Origin of the sequence: Bacillus sp. AFS088145, from assembly GCF_002564465.1 — a bacterium.
Classification (GTDB): Bacteria; Bacillota; Bacilli; order Bacillales; family Bacillaceae_G; genus Gottfriedia.
In genome coordinates this window covers 115,453-132,056 of the sequence record NZ_NUUX01000005.1, presented here as the reverse complement: position 1 = coordinate 132,056, position 16,604 = coordinate 115,453, and the positions used below count along the sequence as shown (strand labels likewise).

At 32.0% G+C, this 16,604-nt stretch carries 16 protein-coding genes, 1 pseudogene and 2 other annotated features; of the genes and pseudogenes, 4 read left to right on the top strand and 13 right to left on the bottom strand.

What is annotated here, in order from left to right; all coding sequences use genetic code 11:
* Positions 1-269 precede the first annotated feature (269 nt).
* The 3 genes from COI44_RS02605 to COI44_RS02595 are packed head-to-tail and all read right to left on the bottom strand — an operon-like array spanning position 270 to position 2,885.
* A complete protein-coding gene (locus COI44_RS02605) occupies positions 270-944 on the bottom strand; it encodes a GNAT family N-acetyltransferase (protein WP_098426521.1) in 675 nt (224 codons plus the stop codon).
* Between the two features lie 57 nt (positions 945-1,001).
* Entirely contained in the window at positions 1,002-1,976 is a 975-nt protein-coding gene (locus COI44_RS02600; protein WP_098426520.1) for an HD domain-containing protein, read from the bottom strand.
* Between the two features lie 18 nt (positions 1,977-1,994).
* The gene (locus tag COI44_RS02595) at positions 1,995-2,885 is read right to left on the bottom strand and encodes a PhzF family phenazine biosynthesis protein (protein ID WP_098426519.1); all 891 of its coding nucleotides are present in this window, start codon (positions 2,883-2,885) and stop codon (positions 1,995-1,997) included.
* Between the two features lie 195 nt (positions 2,886-3,080).
* On the opposite strand from COI44_RS02595, the gene COI44_RS02590 reads away from it, so the two are divergent.
* Positions 3,081-3,554 (top strand): hypothetical protein, encoded by a 474-nt coding sequence (locus COI44_RS02590; RefSeq protein WP_098426518.1) that lies wholly within the window; start codon positions 3,081-3,083, stop codon positions 3,552-3,554.
* Positions 3,555-3,630: 76 nt separating this feature from the next.
* Here COI44_RS02590 and metG read toward each other — a convergent pair.
* A pseudogene (gene metG, locus COI44_RS02585) lies at positions 3,631-5,268 on the bottom strand (methionine--tRNA ligase).
* A gap of 53 nt (positions 5,269-5,321) precedes the next feature.
* Positions 5,322-5,595: a binding site (T-box leader), on the bottom strand.
* A gap of 199 nt (positions 5,596-5,794) precedes the next feature.
* On the opposite strand from metG, the gene COI44_RS02580 reads away from it, so the two are divergent.
* Positions 5,795-6,253: a pentapeptide repeat-containing protein gene (locus COI44_RS02580; protein WP_098426517.1), complete on the top strand. Its 459-nt coding sequence runs from the start codon at positions 5,795-5,797 to the stop codon at positions 6,251-6,253.
* Between the two features lie 126 nt (positions 6,254-6,379).
* On the opposite strand, the gene COI44_RS02575 is transcribed toward COI44_RS02580, so the two are convergent.
* The 8 genes from COI44_RS02575 to COI44_RS02535 form a co-directional block, all read right to left on the bottom strand.
* Positions 6,380-7,198, bottom strand: a complete 819-nt coding sequence (locus tag COI44_RS02575; RefSeq protein WP_286163720.1) for a DUF2935 domain-containing protein — start codon at positions 7,196-7,198, stop codon at positions 6,380-6,382.
* A 178-nt stretch (positions 7,199-7,376) separates the two neighbouring features.
* A complete protein-coding gene (locus COI44_RS02570) occupies positions 7,377-7,940 on the bottom strand; it encodes an FAD-dependent oxidoreductase (protein ID WP_098426515.1) in 564 nt (187 codons plus the stop codon).
* Between the two features lie 97 nt (positions 7,941-8,037).
* The gene (locus COI44_RS02565; RefSeq protein ID WP_098426514.1) at positions 8,038-8,412 is read right to left on the bottom strand and encodes a DoxX family protein; all 375 of its coding nucleotides are present in this window, start codon (positions 8,410-8,412) and stop codon (positions 8,038-8,040) included.
* Positions 8,413-8,617: 205 nt separating this feature from the next.
* The gene (locus tag COI44_RS02560) at positions 8,618-9,076 is read right to left on the bottom strand and encodes an RrF2 family transcriptional regulator (protein WP_098426513.1); all 459 of its coding nucleotides are present in this window, start codon (positions 9,074-9,076) and stop codon (positions 8,618-8,620) included.
* A 157-nt stretch (positions 9,077-9,233) separates the two neighbouring features.
* On the bottom strand, positions 9,234-10,010 hold the full coding sequence (locus COI44_RS02555) for an arylamine N-acetyltransferase family protein (protein WP_098426512.1): 777 nt from the start codon (positions 10,008-10,010) through the stop codon (positions 9,234-9,236).
* Between the two features lie 113 nt (positions 10,011-10,123).
* Positions 10,124-10,540, bottom strand: a complete 417-nt coding sequence (locus tag COI44_RS02550; RefSeq protein ID WP_098426511.1) for a GNAT family N-acetyltransferase — start codon at positions 10,538-10,540, stop codon at positions 10,124-10,126.
* Positions 10,541-10,943: 403 nt separating this feature from the next.
* The gene (locus COI44_RS02540) at positions 10,944-11,816 is read right to left on the bottom strand and encodes an AraC family transcriptional regulator (RefSeq protein WP_098426509.1); all 873 of its coding nucleotides are present in this window, start codon (positions 11,814-11,816) and stop codon (positions 10,944-10,946) included.
* 127 nt (positions 11,817-11,943) lie between these two features.
* Entirely contained in the window at positions 11,944-13,155 is a 1,212-nt protein-coding gene (locus COI44_RS02535; RefSeq protein ID WP_098426508.1) for a multidrug efflux MFS transporter, read from the bottom strand.
* A 331-nt stretch (positions 13,156-13,486) separates the two neighbouring features.
* On the opposite strand from COI44_RS02535, the gene COI44_RS02530 reads away from it, so the two are divergent.
* The gene (locus COI44_RS02530) at positions 13,487-14,056 is read left to right on the top strand and encodes a TetR/AcrR family transcriptional regulator (RefSeq protein ID WP_097979166.1); all 570 of its coding nucleotides are present in this window, start codon (positions 13,487-13,489) and stop codon (positions 14,054-14,056) included.
* A gap of 126 nt (positions 14,057-14,182) precedes the next feature.
* Positions 14,183-14,923 carry an MBL fold metallo-hydrolase gene (locus tag COI44_RS02525; RefSeq protein ID WP_098426507.1) on the top strand — a complete coding sequence of 247 codons (741 nt, stop codon included), beginning with the start codon at positions 14,183-14,185 and terminating at the stop codon, positions 14,921-14,923.
* A gap of 49 nt (positions 14,924-14,972) precedes the next feature.
* Here the strand turns inward: COI44_RS02525 and COI44_RS02520 are convergent, their stop codons facing one another.
* Positions 14,973-16,301: an amino acid permease gene (locus COI44_RS02520; RefSeq protein ID WP_098426506.1), complete on the bottom strand. Its 1,329-nt coding sequence runs from the start codon at positions 16,299-16,301 to the stop codon at positions 14,973-14,975.
* Positions 16,302-16,360: 59 nt separating this feature from the next.
* Positions 16,361-16,587, bottom strand: a binding site (T-box leader).
* Positions 16,588-16,604: the final 17 nt, after the last annotated feature.

Genomic DNA, 16,604 nt, shown 5'->3' with positions numbered 1-16,604 from the left:
GATTTACTACACTAAAATTGATTAAATAACATTCATTAATTATATTAGCTTTCAAGTAATAATACACTTATATTTCAATTAAAAAGCACTACTTCATTTTGAGAAGTAATGCTACTTAATGTTCTTAAATTTAAGATGGCTAATTCTTTTGACATATCAATTTCATATTCTCTGGTGGCGCAATTCCGATAAAGTACTGCATTTAAATCCTCCTTTAATGATCTTAAGAGAATTATTTCTTAATATAGGTCAATTCAACTTATACATCCTTAACTAAAATGTAAATCCGTTCCATATTGAACTAATTTTAATTTTCGTGCAACTGCCTGCGATGCATAATTATCCCAAGAAGTACTATACAAAGCAGTTAGCCCTTGGCCTTGGATGTCCGCAGCCCATGCATTTGAAACGATTAATCCATACTCTTTTCCACGAAAGTCCTCGAGTGTATATACGCTTGCTTCAGCAGCTTCGGCTGATTGTCTGGCACTACAGCAAATCGATACGGCTATGTCATTTTCAATAATTGCATAACATGGTTCTTTCATTTCTAGCTCCTCATATGTATAAGGAAAGTTCGGTAATAAATATTGTTTATTTGCCTGGGTAATTTTAATTGCTTTCGATGATGCCTTGCCAACTGTTTGAAATACATATGCCGGCCCCATCCATAAACTGTCTATCTGATGATTTCCACTTAAAATCTGCATGATATTTACTATTGGTATACTAGAGTTTGTATCTAAGGCTTTCTCTAATTCAGTTAGTTCCTCTTTTTTGAGACAATCTAAAAACCTTTTCACATTTCCCATTTTGGTGCTTCCTATATAAAATCTTGGTGCTTTTGTATATGGTGGTTCATTTATCTGTGTTATTTTTCCAACTTCATCGTGTTTAAATAATACGTTAATATGCATTTCCATAAGTTCTAGCTCTGATTTCAATAGGACTCCCCCTAGCTTCAAACTAGATAATTTACATACTTCAAATTTCTTTTTACTTTATCTTTTAATTTTTACAAATGTTCCTTTTTCAGACTTTTCAATTGCGATCTTATTCATTTTAGCAATTTTGTCTGATAAAAGAGATGATTGTTGGATAGTTTTTCCGTCTAATGATACAGACACATCGATAATCCTTCTTTTACCTTTTCGATGAATATCATAATCCTGATCATTTTCTTCGAGCTCAACTTTTGCATTTAAACAGTTTATTAATTCTAGAATTTCTTTATCATTGCTTTCTTGAATTAATGTCATTAACTGCATATCGTCCAATAATAAATCGTTTAAATTGATCATTTCATTTTGTAATGCCAGTTTAATAATCTTTGCAAGTGAATCATATGAATAAATGCTAATCGGATCTAAAAAATAATCAATCGCAAGTTGATAATAAATCACTGTAAACCACTCCGCCATTTCAATAGAGTTTACACAGATTTCTCCATCTACAATAACTAATGAATTTAAAAATGCTTCAATTTCTTTTTTTGGTGTTCCAAAATATGTATGCATATCTCTTAATGTATAGTCTATTCGATCTGCACATAACTTCGGAAGCTCTTTTTCAAGTAGTTCCCAATTGTCTATTTCAAAAATTTCATTACTATCTATTTGATATTTTTCAAGTATTGAAGGAATCTCCGAATCTAAAATTACTTTTTCAAAGATTGTTTCATGATAATTTTCTTCACTATTATCAAAAACAAAATCAATAATATGAGAAAATGCCGTGTGAGAAACATCATGTAATAAACCAGCTATTTGTTCCCTTACAGAACCACCTAACTTTTTAATTAACAACATAACGCCAATAGAATGGTCATATCGATTTCCATTAAAATGATGATCCACTAAAAATGTAGCACCAGCTTGATGGATTTTTTTTAACCGTTGTATAGGTTTTGTATTTATTAATTCAACAAGTACTTGATCAATATTGTATTGTCCATATAGTTCATCGCTCAAAAACATACCGTACTCCTTTTCATTTTATATTTGATATTCCATCTCCTTAACATAAACCGCATTTCCAGTAATTTCTATATCATAAGTCGAATTTACTTTTTTAACATTTACTTTTACACGTCCGTCTTTCTGAATTTCCGTACCTTGTTCAACAACTAATTCAATTACATCATTAGCATCATTATCAATATATTTAGCATAATAAGCTCCCATAACCCCAGAAGCAGTCCCTGTAACCGGATCTTCAATCGTTCCTGAAAATGCAGAAGAAAAATGACGAGCATGAAAATCTGCATTTGAATCGTATGTTTCTAAACAAAATGGATGAACGGACGCTTTTGGAATTTCTTTCAATATACTAGGAAAAAGTAGATTATTAGGATTCATATTCTCAAATGAAGATAATTTTTTTATCGGTAAAAGTAAATTCCAGGCACCTGTACTTCCATACAGAGTCGGTAGACTTTTATCGATTTCCTCCATACTAAGACCAATTGAGGACGCTACATCATCAATCGAGCCTTTAAACTCTACAAATTCTGGTGTTTTTTGTTTCATCGTTATGGAGATCTCATTATTTGAATTATGAATCTTGATTGGCAAAATCCCAGCCTTTGTTTCGATCGTTAACTCACTTTTAAACTCAATGATCCCTCTAGTGACCAAAGCATATATGACTGCCATTGTCCCGTGACCACATAAATCCATTTCATGCCCTGGTGTAAAATAACGAATTTTATAATCAGCAACTTTCGAATTTAATAGAAATGAAGTTTCATTAAATCCCACTTGTTTCGCAATATCCTGCATTTCATAATCAGTCAAAGAATCGCAATCTAAAACGACTCCAGCTGGATTTCCTTTATTGGGCTCTTTACTAAAAGCATCGTAATGGTATACGATAATATTCTTCATTTTCTCACCTCATTTATCTATTCTAATTTTTATGAGATTACTAGAATAGTGCTTATATTCAATTATTTTATAATATACATTATTAAGCCAGTTAAATAAAACGTTTACATTTTCTATTTGATTTTACATTTTCCAATATTTTTAATTTTAAAGTTTGATAAAATAATAATAATCATTTAAATTTTGGAGGAAAATATGTCATTATTCATAACAGCTTTCGGAGGAAAACTTATACTATGCTTAGCCTTTACCTTTATCTGCTTCTTAATTGCATGGCCAGTCGGATTATATTTTCGATACAAGGATACACAGAAAATGAAAGAAGTATTGCGCGACCAGCCAATCAATCGACGCAATTACTGGCTTAAACAATTCTTAAAATTAAGTATATCAATTATAGTTTTATATTTTATATCATTTTTAATTGCACTTTATTTTGATATGCCATTTTCATCTACTGCACCATTTGTTGGTCTATTTGCTCTATTACTCATGCTTTATATTAAATTTGCTCCACGTACAACTGGTGAGGCAACACCTGATATTAATGGATGGCATACAACATCTGTAATCATCGATCCTGATGAATATTTCACTTCAACAGGAGCAACTATTATTTTTGGATCTTTTATCTTTACAGCCTTTGAATTTATCAGCGTTCTATATTAAAATCTTTAGCAATTATTTTATATTTTTCCATAAGAAAAGCATTAAAGATCATACTGATTTTTAATGCTTTATTTTATTAATTTTTCGATTGGTTAGTTAACTGTTCTAATTCTTCCTCTATTCTACCTACATCAATTCTTTCAAAAAGAGGCTTTACTTCGTTAATTTTTACTAAAAACGGAGAAATTTCCTTCCATTCAAAGTTTGGTAAATTGAGCATTTCTTTTATTTCATTACTCGAAAAAGGTAGGAATGGATGTAAGATTTGCGCCAGGTTGGCAATAGCATATACACAACTCACCATCGTGTTATGACACTCAATCAAGTTCTCCTTAACTTGTTTCCAAGGCGCAGCTTCATCAAAATATTTATTTGCAGATCGGATAAATTCAAATACTTCCTCTATGGCCTTTTTGAAATTAGCCGATTCAATCTGTGAACCAACAGCGTTATAAAGCCCTTTAATTTCAAATCTAATCGATTGTTCAATTTCCCCTTCTGGGACTACCGCATTATAGTATTTTTCAAGAAACTTTAATGTGCGGTTTACAAAATTCCCATATGCGCCTAATAGTTCACTATTATGACTATAAATAAATTCCCTCCAAGAAAAATCAGTGTCTCTATTTTCTGGAGCATTTATAGTTAAAAAATATCGGATTGAATCTGGATGATATTTTTCGATTAAATATGGTACCCATACTGCCCAGTTTTTACTAGTGGACAGTTTTTTCTTCTCAAGCGTCAAATATTCATTTGAAACAATATGAGTTGGAAGAGTCTCTTTTTTTAAACCAATTAAAATAGATGGCCAAATAATTGAATGGAACGGTATATTGTCTTTACCATGAATATAATATGATGTTGTTTCTTTTTTCCAAAAGTTAGTGTCATCTTGATTCGTGCTAAGTGCCCATTGTTTACTTGCTGAATAATAACCAGATACTGCTTCGATCCAAACATAAATTTTCTTCTTTTCATACCCTTTGACTGGTACGCTTACTCCATTTGGCAAATCCCTTGATACTGCTCGGTCATGAAGCCCTTCATTTAAATATCGTTCTGTTAATTGGATAGCATTCGAACGCCAGCATCCACTCATTTTTGCAAAATCAACATATTCCTTTAGCTACTCTTGTAACTTGCTTAATGAAAAATAAAAGTGCTCTGTTTTTTTTACAGATGGAGGATTTCCACATAACTTACATGTTTTATTTAATAAATCTAAAGGGTCTAAAATAGCAGAGCAATAATCACACTGATCTCCACGCGCATGTTGACCACAATTTGGACAATTTCCTTCTACATAACGATCTGGTAGGAATTGTTCAAATTCTTCACAAAAGCATTGTTCAATTTCTTTTTTATAAATTAACCCATTTTGTAATAAAGTTAAGAAAATCTCTTGTACAGTATGATGATGATACTCGGCGTCTGTCCTTGAATAATAATCATAGGTGAATCCTAATTTCTTAAAGTTATCCTCAAATTCATGGTGGTAACGATCTGCAATTTCTTTATAAGTTACATTTTCTTGTTTTGCTTTAATAGCAATAGGTGTTCCATTACAGTCACTTCCTGAAACATATAATACATTTTCTTTTTTTAAACGAAAATATCGAGCTAGAATATCACCTGGCAGTAAAGCTGCAATATGCCCCAAATGTAATGAACCATTTGCATAAGGCCAAGCTCCTCCAATAAAAATATTCATTCCAATTCCTCCTAATTTATTAAATGCAAAAAACCTCGCCCCTATCTATAAAAGATAAGGACGAGGTTTAATATCCACGTGGTACCACCTTAGTTCACAAAGTATTTGCATACATTTGTCTTTGCAAGTACGAAAAGCATAAAAATGCTTATATACTGTGACTTTGGTAACAAGTGCCAACTCTTGTCGTAGCCTACTAATATGAAATATACGTTCAGTACGAAGCTCCGAGGCCATTGTTCAAATAAGTATTCATGCTTCTTTTCAGCTACCGAAGCTCTCTATAAAAAATAACATTATTCTACTTTTCCTCTTCATTGCTTTTATTCAAATGTTAAAAAGATTTTATAAAAAAGATATTGAAAAGTCAAACTATTTCAAAACGATTTAAGATTTTTATATAGTATGAGATACAAAATAAAAGTTGATTCAATTATTTGTCGAAAATAAAAATGATTAAGAGTGAAGGGATTCTCAGGAAAAAAGTTAAATATATTCAATTATCAAAGCTTTAGGAGGAGAAGAAATGTCAAATTGGAAGACTGCATTATTTGAGTTACAAAAAACAGATATGTCTTTTTCAACTTTTAATGAAGTAAGAGCTGAAAACTTAGACTTTAATAATGTAAGCTTGGCGAATTCGAAATTTACAAATGCAAACATGAGAAATCTCGAATTAAATGACGTGAATTTATTTGGAACTCGAATTTCAGATGTTAATTTATCTAATACAAAAATAACAAATGGTAATTTAAGAGACTTAGTAATTGATCATGTTCATTTAGCTGGTACAATCTTCCGTAATATTGTCATTCCAGAAGATGACTCTAGTTCTATTAAATTTGAGAATTGCAATTTAACAAATAGTCAGTTCACGGACTGTGATTTAAGTCATGTCGAAATTAATAATTGCAATTTATCAGGATTGAAAATTAATGGCTTTTTAATTGAAGATTTGTTAAAGAGTTATAGTCAGAGAAAATAATTTCTACATAAAAAGGATGCCCTTTTCTATATACTCATGCGTAACCTATCCATTAAAACGCGCAGTAAAAAAAGAATCTATAATCAGATTCTTTTTTCTTGTCTATATTGGTAACTTCCGTTGTTCTTAATGGTCGTCCAGTATAACATTCCTATTTCTATTGCCTGTTAACTGTGCTTCGAACGCGTCAATTATATGCAAAAATCGATCTGCTTCTCTAAATACATGGTCAGCTAGCAGTGGGTGAATGATACTTTTAATTCTACAAGCTTCTATTAGGTCGCGAGCTGTTTTCTTAAAATCTCTAAGTGATTTTACCGATACTCGGTTTTCATCAAGGAATTGATCAAGTATCGGTATTGTTTCCGATTGTGGTCTCATTGATTCTAAATCTACTGCTTGATATAAAAGTTGATCAAAATCATGGCTAAATTCCCTCGCTTGATCTACTAGTTTTCTTTCTGACGGATCTAATAAATGTCCGATAAATTTTGCATGGTCTGCCATAATTCTTAAAAAGAAAACATTTTCCTGGATAATTGCAGCAGGTAGCGGTTGGAGTTGACCATTATTTAATTCAGTCAAGCGATTTGCAAAATAAGCTGCTTCCCTACTTGTATGGTCAACTAATAAAGGAAAGTTATTGCCCGTTATTTTACAAGTAAGGAGTAAATTAAGGATTTTCCGCTTATATGCCCAAATCATGGAAGCTGCTTGATGAACCTCATTATTAAACTGTTTAATTTGCTGAGGATCCGTTTGAAGCGAAAATGATTGGGCTTTATTTCCTATTGCTTCAAAAACTTGATAAAATTGATCTGCTTCTTGAATTAACTCAGTATCATCACAATTAAAGCCTAATTTAAGAAAGAGTGAATGCTCTTTCATGATCCTTGACCAAAACTGAATCTCATCTAAAGAACGTGCTATAAATGCATCCGACAATCGGTCCCCTCCTAACATCATTCATTTCACTTTCTAATATATTGATTGAAAATATGAATTATTACAGATACATCTTTATTAAGTAGATTAGCTATTAGTCTACAAAAATTTAAAATTAGTTTATAAAAAAAGCATTACTTCAATTGAAGTAATGCTAAATTATTTATTTAATAATAGATTATGATTTCAAAACATCGTGATCAACATATCGTTTCCCATCTAATTGACTAATAACATTAATCGCAACTTTTGCTCCATCACCTGCTGTAATAATCGTATGCACACTTGTTCCTGCAACAGTTCCCGCTGCCCATACTCCTTCAACATTTGTTTTACCAGTCGAATCTACATCAAGTACGGTCTTTATGCGAGGTTCTGTTCCGGCCTTTGTTTTTAGTCCCACATTTTCAGCTAAATCCACACTTAAGCCTGTAGCTAAAATCACTTGATTTGCCTCATAAGTTGCTGTTTCAGTTTCAATATTGAAGCCATTTTCTGTACTCACTATGTTACCTACAGTACCTTGGATAATTTCAGCTCCAAATTTTCTAACTTGATTTTTTCCTGTTTCTATTAAATCCGGGCCTGTAATTTCTGAAACCCCATAATGATTTTCAATCCATGCTTTTTTCGTAATACTCTTGTCGTTGTCTAAAACTAACGTTTTTTTACCAGCTTTTGCTGCAAATAAAGCAGCACTTGCTCCTGCCGGTCCGGCGCCGATAATTACGATATCATACATTATTAAAATCGCTCCTTTTTACATATAAGATTGATTTAAGTACTGTCATTATTATTCTGTCGTCGCCTTATTAATCCCTGCATATATTGATCGTAAATTAATTAAATCCCGGGAAACTTGAAAGATCAGAATAATTAATCCATAAAAGTACAAACGCAATAATACCTAATAACAATATTGTAAAAGTTTGTTTAAACGAATCCTTAACACGGATATGTGAAATTATTCCACCGATTGCCACAACTCCTAGTAATAAACCACCCGCTGGAACCCAACTTTCTTCCCAAAATCCAATAATCAGTGAAGCCGCTCCAACTAATTCTACTAATCCAGTAATTACTCTGAACCATTGTGCTAATTTCAAGTGGTTAAAACTTTCAACACTCGTTTTTGAACCAAAAAGTTTACCTAACCCAGCAATTAAAAACATAAGAGCTAATAAAATTTGCAAGATAATTGATAAAATATCCATTTTTTTATCACCCCTTTACTAATATATATGCAATTGAAAAAAGCACATATTACTACAAAAGTAACTATTCAATTTAAAATTTTGATTAGAATGCAATATAATTTCTTTATCCTTCATTTTTATAAAAGCAATTTAAAAAACAGAATTTAGACAAAATAAAAAAGCAGTATCACCTGCTATATTATTTAGTACTTTTAATTCCTTATCAAGCTAGTATACTAAGTTTAATCCTTAAAAAAAAATCAATTCGATTCATAACATCTTCAATTGTAAATTGCTTTAAATAATCTAAAGCATGGCGCTCCGCTTCAAATAGTATTCTTTCTATTTCTAAATCTAGCTGTTCTGCAGCTTCACCACAGTCAACTGACATTTCTTGTTCTATGGGACCCTTATTAACAGCAGTATAGATTTCACCTATGGTAATTGAATCAATCGCCTTTTTTAAAATATAACCACCTTCACGTCCACCTTTGGATTCTACAATACCCGCTGAGGATAAAGATTGCATTACTCTTCGCATGAATGTCGCATGAGAATCCACTTGCTCTGCAATCATTGCGCTTGATAACATTCCACCACTATTTGCCAACCAAACTATTGCATGAACTGCTATTTTAAAACGAGGTGGACCAATATTGACACCTCTGTTTGCACTACTCATTGCTTTTCACTCCTAAAATTACTTGGTTGATTACTTATTAAGCAAATGATAGATCATTAAATTTTCATAGGCAATAGAATGGTTTGATGAAAGTTATTAACAATTTTCACCAAAAATTATCTAAGTGTTTACTAATAAATCGTAAATCTATTTTTTATTAAAGACCAAAATGTTGCTTTGCTAATTCCTTATATCTCATCTCATCAATATCCTCTTTTGTGACTACACCATTAATCCATTGTGTAAAAGAAGTAATCGTTAAAGTTTTATTTCCTTCATTTGTCAGTTGAGTCATTAAAGGGTTTTTATTAAATGGAGATTCCACGTGGTCAGCAATAATTGTTTGAATTTCATTAAATTCGGACACATTCGAAATCACATCGCGTGAATCAAATGCATATCCAATTCTCCAATTGGGATCTTTATGTTTTAGTTTTAACAGCAATACATAATCCCCGAATTCTGTGTCTTCTTTTTTAATTCGAAACTCACCATTACTAGAAGTAATCATCTCACCGGTAAGGGGAACTGCTTTTAAAGGAAGATTCGCTCCAAATCCCGTATCAATTAAGTAGGTTTGTTCATTTTGTGTTAATAGGATTGTGACATGTGTTCTTCCAAAAGTAGGATATTTTTGAGCTATATTGTCATAAACAACCCCTCTTGCTAACCTCACGTTAAACCCATTTTCAAGAAGAAATAAATACAGTAATGAATTCAATTCATAACAGAGACCACCTTCATTTTTTACTAATAATTTACTAATTAAATTTTCTCGGGTGATCTCATTCGTTTTATTTTCTATAATACAAAGATTTTCAAAAGGTATATTTTTGGCAGTTTTTTCAAGAACGTCATTTAAATTATTAAAGTTAATCAATTCAGTATCTCGTAATCCGATTCTTTTTCGAAACAATAAATTAAGCTCGCTCATTAACGATTCCTCCTGTCTCATCAACTTTTAATTAATCATACCATTTAAGTCTAAAAGCTAAAAAAAATAAGCTGCAAAAGCAACTTCATGTCGTCAAAAATTTAGTTTTTTTCTTATAATCTTTTTTCAAAATAATATTGATTATACCCTTTTGGATGATTCTCAATTACTCCAAATACTTTAAAACCATGCTTCTTATAAAATTTTGGAGCTTGAAAACTAAAAGTATCTACTTTAATAAGGCGACATCCATTTTCGATTGCAAATTCTTCCATTTGATTCATTAGCTGACTACCAAAACTTTCATGTCTATATTCATCTGACACCCATAAGAAGTCGATAGATAAATGGTGCCAATACATCCTTCCTGTAATTCCACCTACTATTTCCTCTTGATCATTTCTAACGACAAAGCTTATATTTTCAGACGGTGCTTTCCTCTCTTCAGGAAGGTTTTTAGCATTAAATTCAATTACTTTTTTTCTAATAAAATCACTATCTTCTTGTACCCATTGTTTTACTATTTTCATTTTTTTCTCCTACTATTAAATTCGACTTATAGTAATTTCTTAATTAATAGTACATTCTCTAAATAACGCAATTTTCCTTTTAAAATCATTCTTAAACAAAAATCTAACTGAATAAGTTATAAATAAAAAAACCTTCAATAATAAGAAGGTTTTAATCTAATTATTATGGTATAATCTTCCAAAAGGAGTGAAATTAATATGCATAACATGTTTTTTCCTTTATTTTCAATCATACCGATTTTGTTTTACATAGCACCTTTTGTCTTTATGATTTGGTTTCTTTTAAAATTCCTAAAAATTCAACAGGAGAAAAATCAAATTCTTAAAAGTATTTCAAATAAACTAGATCACTTAAATAACAATCATTCAGAAACCTGAAAGAGCGTATGCCTCTTTCTTTTTTTTATTTTTTAGAGACTGGTATCCAAATTTCGCTCTTAAAAGTTGGTGATGTGATGTCTTTCTGTTCATTCCATAAAATTTCGGGACCTTCTACTTGATGGTAAATAGAAGATGGAAACCATTCAGAATAAATTCGTCCCCACACTTCTTGCAATGCATCTGGAAATTTTCCAATTGCTTCGAAAACTGCCCATGTAGATGCAGGAACTTCAAGCTGAGTTAACTCATTAGGACAGTCATTTGTAGTGGCAACACCAATATAATGATCAAGCTCTCCTTTTTCTTCCATTCTATCTTCAGAAAAATTTGTTGAAGCACTTATTATGCCGTTGGGTTCAACATTGGAGAGTTCTTTTAGTTTCGTTATTTTTTCCATCGTTAAAGTTTTCCACATGGATGCAATTTCCGGATTCACTCCATTAAAAATAATCGGAACTCTCTTTTTGATCCCTACGATTCGAAATGCTTCTTTTTCTTCAATACGATAGTTCATTTCATTTCCCCCTTTAATTGATAATTGGAAGGTCATTCGTGGAAATGCTTTTAGCGAATTACCGTTATTTCTAGCTTCTGACGGAGTAATTCCATGTAAGTTTTGAAAGGCTCGCGTAAAGGAATCCGGAGAATTGTATCCGTAATTTAAAGCAATATCAATTATTTTCTTGTTATGATCTTTAAGTTCAAATGCAGAAGCGGTAAGACGGCGGCGACGTATATACTCTGAAAGAGAAATTCCAGCAAGAAACGAAAACATTCTTTTAAAGTGATACTCAGAACAAAAAGCCCGTCTAGAAAGTTCTTTATAGTCAATCTCACTTGTCAGATTTTCTTCAATATATACTAGAGCATCATTCATATTCTTTAACAAATCCATTTTATAACCTCCTTCATCAATAGAATAACAGGTACGAAATTAATCAATCCGACATTTCTTGCTAAGTTATGTAGGGTACTATTATTAAAGGGAGCCACATTAAGTAGCTCCCAAAAATTATAACTTTTTACATCGATAATTTAAAATCTTCTTTTACATTCAATTTCTTATTCACTTTAACATAAACCAAAATTGCATTAAGTAGCAATAATGCACTTGTAACAAAAAATACGTATTTCACACCTAAATATGCTCCAATTTGCCCACCTAAAATGGAACCGACAAATACGCCTAAATATCCAGCTGACATATTAAATCCAAATACTCGACCGGTAATGGCATCAGGTGTAATTCGTTTAACTAATGTATTAATAGACGGAGTTAAGCCCGCCGTTGCCAAACCTAAAATAAATCGTAGTCCCATCAATTCCCAAGCGTTTTTTACAAATGCTTGGGGTATAACCATTAGACCTGAAACAATCAGTGCAACGAATATAACTTTATGTGGACCAATTCGATCTGAAATCTTACCTAATCTCGGAGCAGCAATAATACTTGCCAAGCCTGATGCTGAAAATGCCATACCCGCTAGCAATGCTACATGTGTAGAATGAGCAGATAGCTGAGAAATGTAGACAGTAATGACTGGTTCTATCGAATAAAGCGCTATTGTTAAAACAAAAAAAGTAATGAACATTGTGATCATTAAGCTTTTATCCGGAATAATACTCCATATTTCCTTAAACTTAAGCACTTTTTTATCTTGGCGAGTAAATGATTCTTTTACAAATAATGCTGTTGTAACAAACGCAACCATCATGAGTGCACCTGTTAAAAAAAACACATTTTGTAAGCCTACAGTCTCTCCAATATAACCTCCAATCATAGGACCAAGTAATGAACCTGCTATACTTGCAGTTGAAAGTGTACCTAATGCCGATCCCGCATGCTCTTTATCTGTTTGCGTTGCGATTAGAGTTGTACAAGCTGTACCGTAACCGGTAATGACACCTTGTAAAAGTCTTAAACCAATTAAAACATAGACATTATGTGCGAAACCCATACAAAAAATAATAATCGACATACCAAGACTTGCTCTTAGCAGCATTGGTTTTCGTCCAAACTTATCCGCTGCCAAACCCCAAATAGGAGAAAAAATGGCTGAAATAATAAAAGTTACTCCAAAAGCAATCCCTGAAAATTGACTAATTAATGCAGAATTATGAACACCAAGTTTATCAATATATAGGGGTAATACCGGACCAAGTTGGCTCATCCCAATGCTCGTTACAAACATTCCAAACCAACAAACAATCAAATTTCTTTTCCACAATAACAAGATTTCCCCCTCCTTTTTGATAAAAATTAAAATCAATATAAAAAAGTCCCGAGAATGAGACAAATAAAAAATAACAATAAGTTTTAATATACAAATAACACTAAACTATATTTTATAGTTTGTAAATTATATTTTATAGTTTGTAAATTATATTTTATAGTTTACTAATTATCATCAGAAGTGTTAAACTATTTTCAGTAATATAGTCTCTCTTTAAAAATACTTTGTATTTAGGTATTGTATCTTTAAGGACATAAGTTGATTGGTAGTGGAAATCAGCCTAATATTCTTTAAAAAACAACTTACCTAAACATGAGACGGGAGCAAAAAAATGGTTCAAAAAAGAAATTTAACAAAAGAAAAAATTATTGAAGTGGCTTTTTCATTGGCTAATGAAATCGGACTTAATCAAGTAACCTTTCCAAAAATTGCAGAGAAACTAGATATTAAATATCCATCTTTATATAACCATTTTGCGAATATGGACGATTTAAAATTGAAAATGACGATTTCACTTTTAAATAAATTAAATTCTACTTTAATGCAACGATTAGTCGGTAAAAGTGGTGAACAAGCGATTAGAGAAATTGCTTATGTATACCGTGATTTTGCATTTGATAATAGAACTGGTTATGGACTTTTTATGAATATCCCGAGTACAGAAAATGATGATGTTAAACGACTTGCTAGGGAAACTACTGGAATTATTCATCAAATTCTAAAGTTTTATATTACGGACCCTACTTTATTAATTCATCAAGGCCGTGCATTAAGAAGCATTTTACACGGATTTGTCTCTATGAATTTCCTTGGATATTTCCAACATCCAGTAAATGTAGATGACAGCTTTGACGTTATGATTGATGACTTTATTTCTTCTGTTTCAAAAACGCAAAAGTAAAATAAGTTTTTAGCAAAAAAAATAATGTGAACACTAAACTAGGCAACTTTCCTTAGATGTCTAGTTTAGTGCTCACATAAAACAAAGGGAGGTGTGGTAAAGGCAATAAAAGCTTTTACCATTTAAATGAAAATAGCTAAAGGTATTGAAACAATTGAATTAGAAATGAACTTTACAGGACAGGTAAATATTATTAACCCAACATTACTTTGGGATGAACAAGAAGTGATCTTAGTAGATACAGGAATGCCAGGGCAAACTGGGGAAATTCGTGAAGCGATAGAAAAAGCCGGATTAGAATTTAACAAGCTGTCTAAAATCATTCTTACACATCAAGACATTGATCATATTGGGAGCCTTGCTGAGCTTTTAAAAACTGCTCATCAAGAAATTAAAGTGCTTGCACATAAAGAAGACAAGCCATATATTGAAGGCGATAAAGCTTTAATTAAAGTAAATCCAGAACGAATCGCAAAAATGATTGAATCTGTTCCTGAAGAAATAGGAAAAAAAATAAAAGCAATCTATGATACACCACTTAATGCTAAAGTTAATACAACTTTATCTGACGAAGAAGTTTTACCATATGCTGGTGGAATCACTGTGATCTTTACACCTGGACATACTCCTGGTCACATTTGTTTATATCATCAACAAAGCAAAACATTAATTGCAGGTGATGCTGTTGTCGCAGCTGATGGCGTAATTATGGGGCCAAATCCAAATGCTACACCTGATATGGAAACAGCGCTATTGTCCATTAAAAAATTAACAAAATATGATATTGAAACAATCATTTGTTACCATGGCGGAGTTGTAAATGAAAATGTAAATGAACAGCTTTTAGCATTGGCTAACAATCAATAATTTATCGATATAAGTTTGGGCACCAAATGAGGTGCCCTTTATTTTTTGTTTAATGAATTTGTTTTTTTCCTGTTGTAAATGAACATAAAATTAATACAATCAACATTCCTAAGCATACAAAAATACTTAACCTGTTCTGTTCACTGAATGCAAATGCTACACAGCTCACACCTAATGCAATTACTGTAAAGGTTGTTACGTACGGAAATCCCCATACTTTATAGTGTGGCATCTTAGTATAAGTTTTGCGAAGCTTCAATTGTGCTAAACAAATACTGATCCATACTAATGATACTGTAAATCCAGGAATCGCCATTAAATAACCGAATACTCGATCAGGTGAAAAATATGCTACAAAAGTGCCCCCAATTAAAATAATTGCACTTACAATCACCGTATAAACTGGTACACCATTTTTAGAAATTTTTGCAAAAACCTTTGGCGCTTCACCTTCAGTTGCTAATGAATACATCATTCGTGTACAACCATAAATTCCTGAATTTGCAGCAGATAAAACCGCCGTAATGAGAACAAAGTTCATAATATGAGCTGCACCTTGGAAACCTACTGTTGATAAAACTTGAACAAATGGACTTTCTTGATTACCAATTTCATTCCATGGAATTAATCCGCAAATAATCAGAATTGGAAGCGTGTAGAATAAAACAATTCTCCAAATAACCCCTTTTATAACTTTTGGTATTACTTTTTCTGCGTCTTTTGTTTCTGTTAAAGTCAATCCAATTAGTTCTGAACCACCGTAAGAAAAAATGACTATTAATAAAGCAGAAAATACTCCTGACCAGCCATGTGGGAAAAATCCTTTATGCTGAACATAATTTTGTACATAACCGCTATGATCACTTGGAATAATTCCAAATAAAATTCCAGCGCCTAACGCAATAAATAAAACAATCATTGTAATTTTAATTCCTGCAAACCAAAATTCTATTTCACCATATCGTTTCACATTCATAAAATTAACAGCCACAATAAAAATTGCACTAATAAAACTTAAAGACCATAACGACAGTGAAGGAAACCAATATTGTAGAAAGCTACCAGCTGCGATTACTTCAATAACACAAACAACTAACCACATAAAACAGTACAACCAACCAATTACGAAAGAAACTCTTGTACCAAACGCTTTACGAATAAATCCTTTCATATTCAAACCTGGAAACGCAATAGCCATTTCCGCAATCGCACTCATCACAACAAGAAGCAATAATCCAGCAAACAAATATGAAAAAATAACTGCGGGTCCTGCAATCGATACAGTTTCTGATGTTCCTTTAAAAATACCAGTGCCAATTGCTCCACCGAGTGCCATGAAACGAATATGTCTTGGTAGTAAATTTTTTTGTAATTCCATTTTCTATCTCCTCTTTCTAGCTTGTGATTTTATAAAAAAAAATCGCCCCTGCCACTAACGACAGGGACGATTTTCACCGTGGTACCACCCTAATTGCAGAATTAAATCTGCCACTTGTTTTATTTAACGATCGATGACCGTCTTATTCAAAGTAAATGTCGACCTTTACTTCGAAAAAGATGCTCCAGGATCGTAATTCATGCTTGTTTTTGTACTGATTCACACCATCCATCAGCTCTCTTAAACAGTGAAACAAACATTACTGTATTCCCTTCATTGCATATTCTATATTCAGTTTTAAAC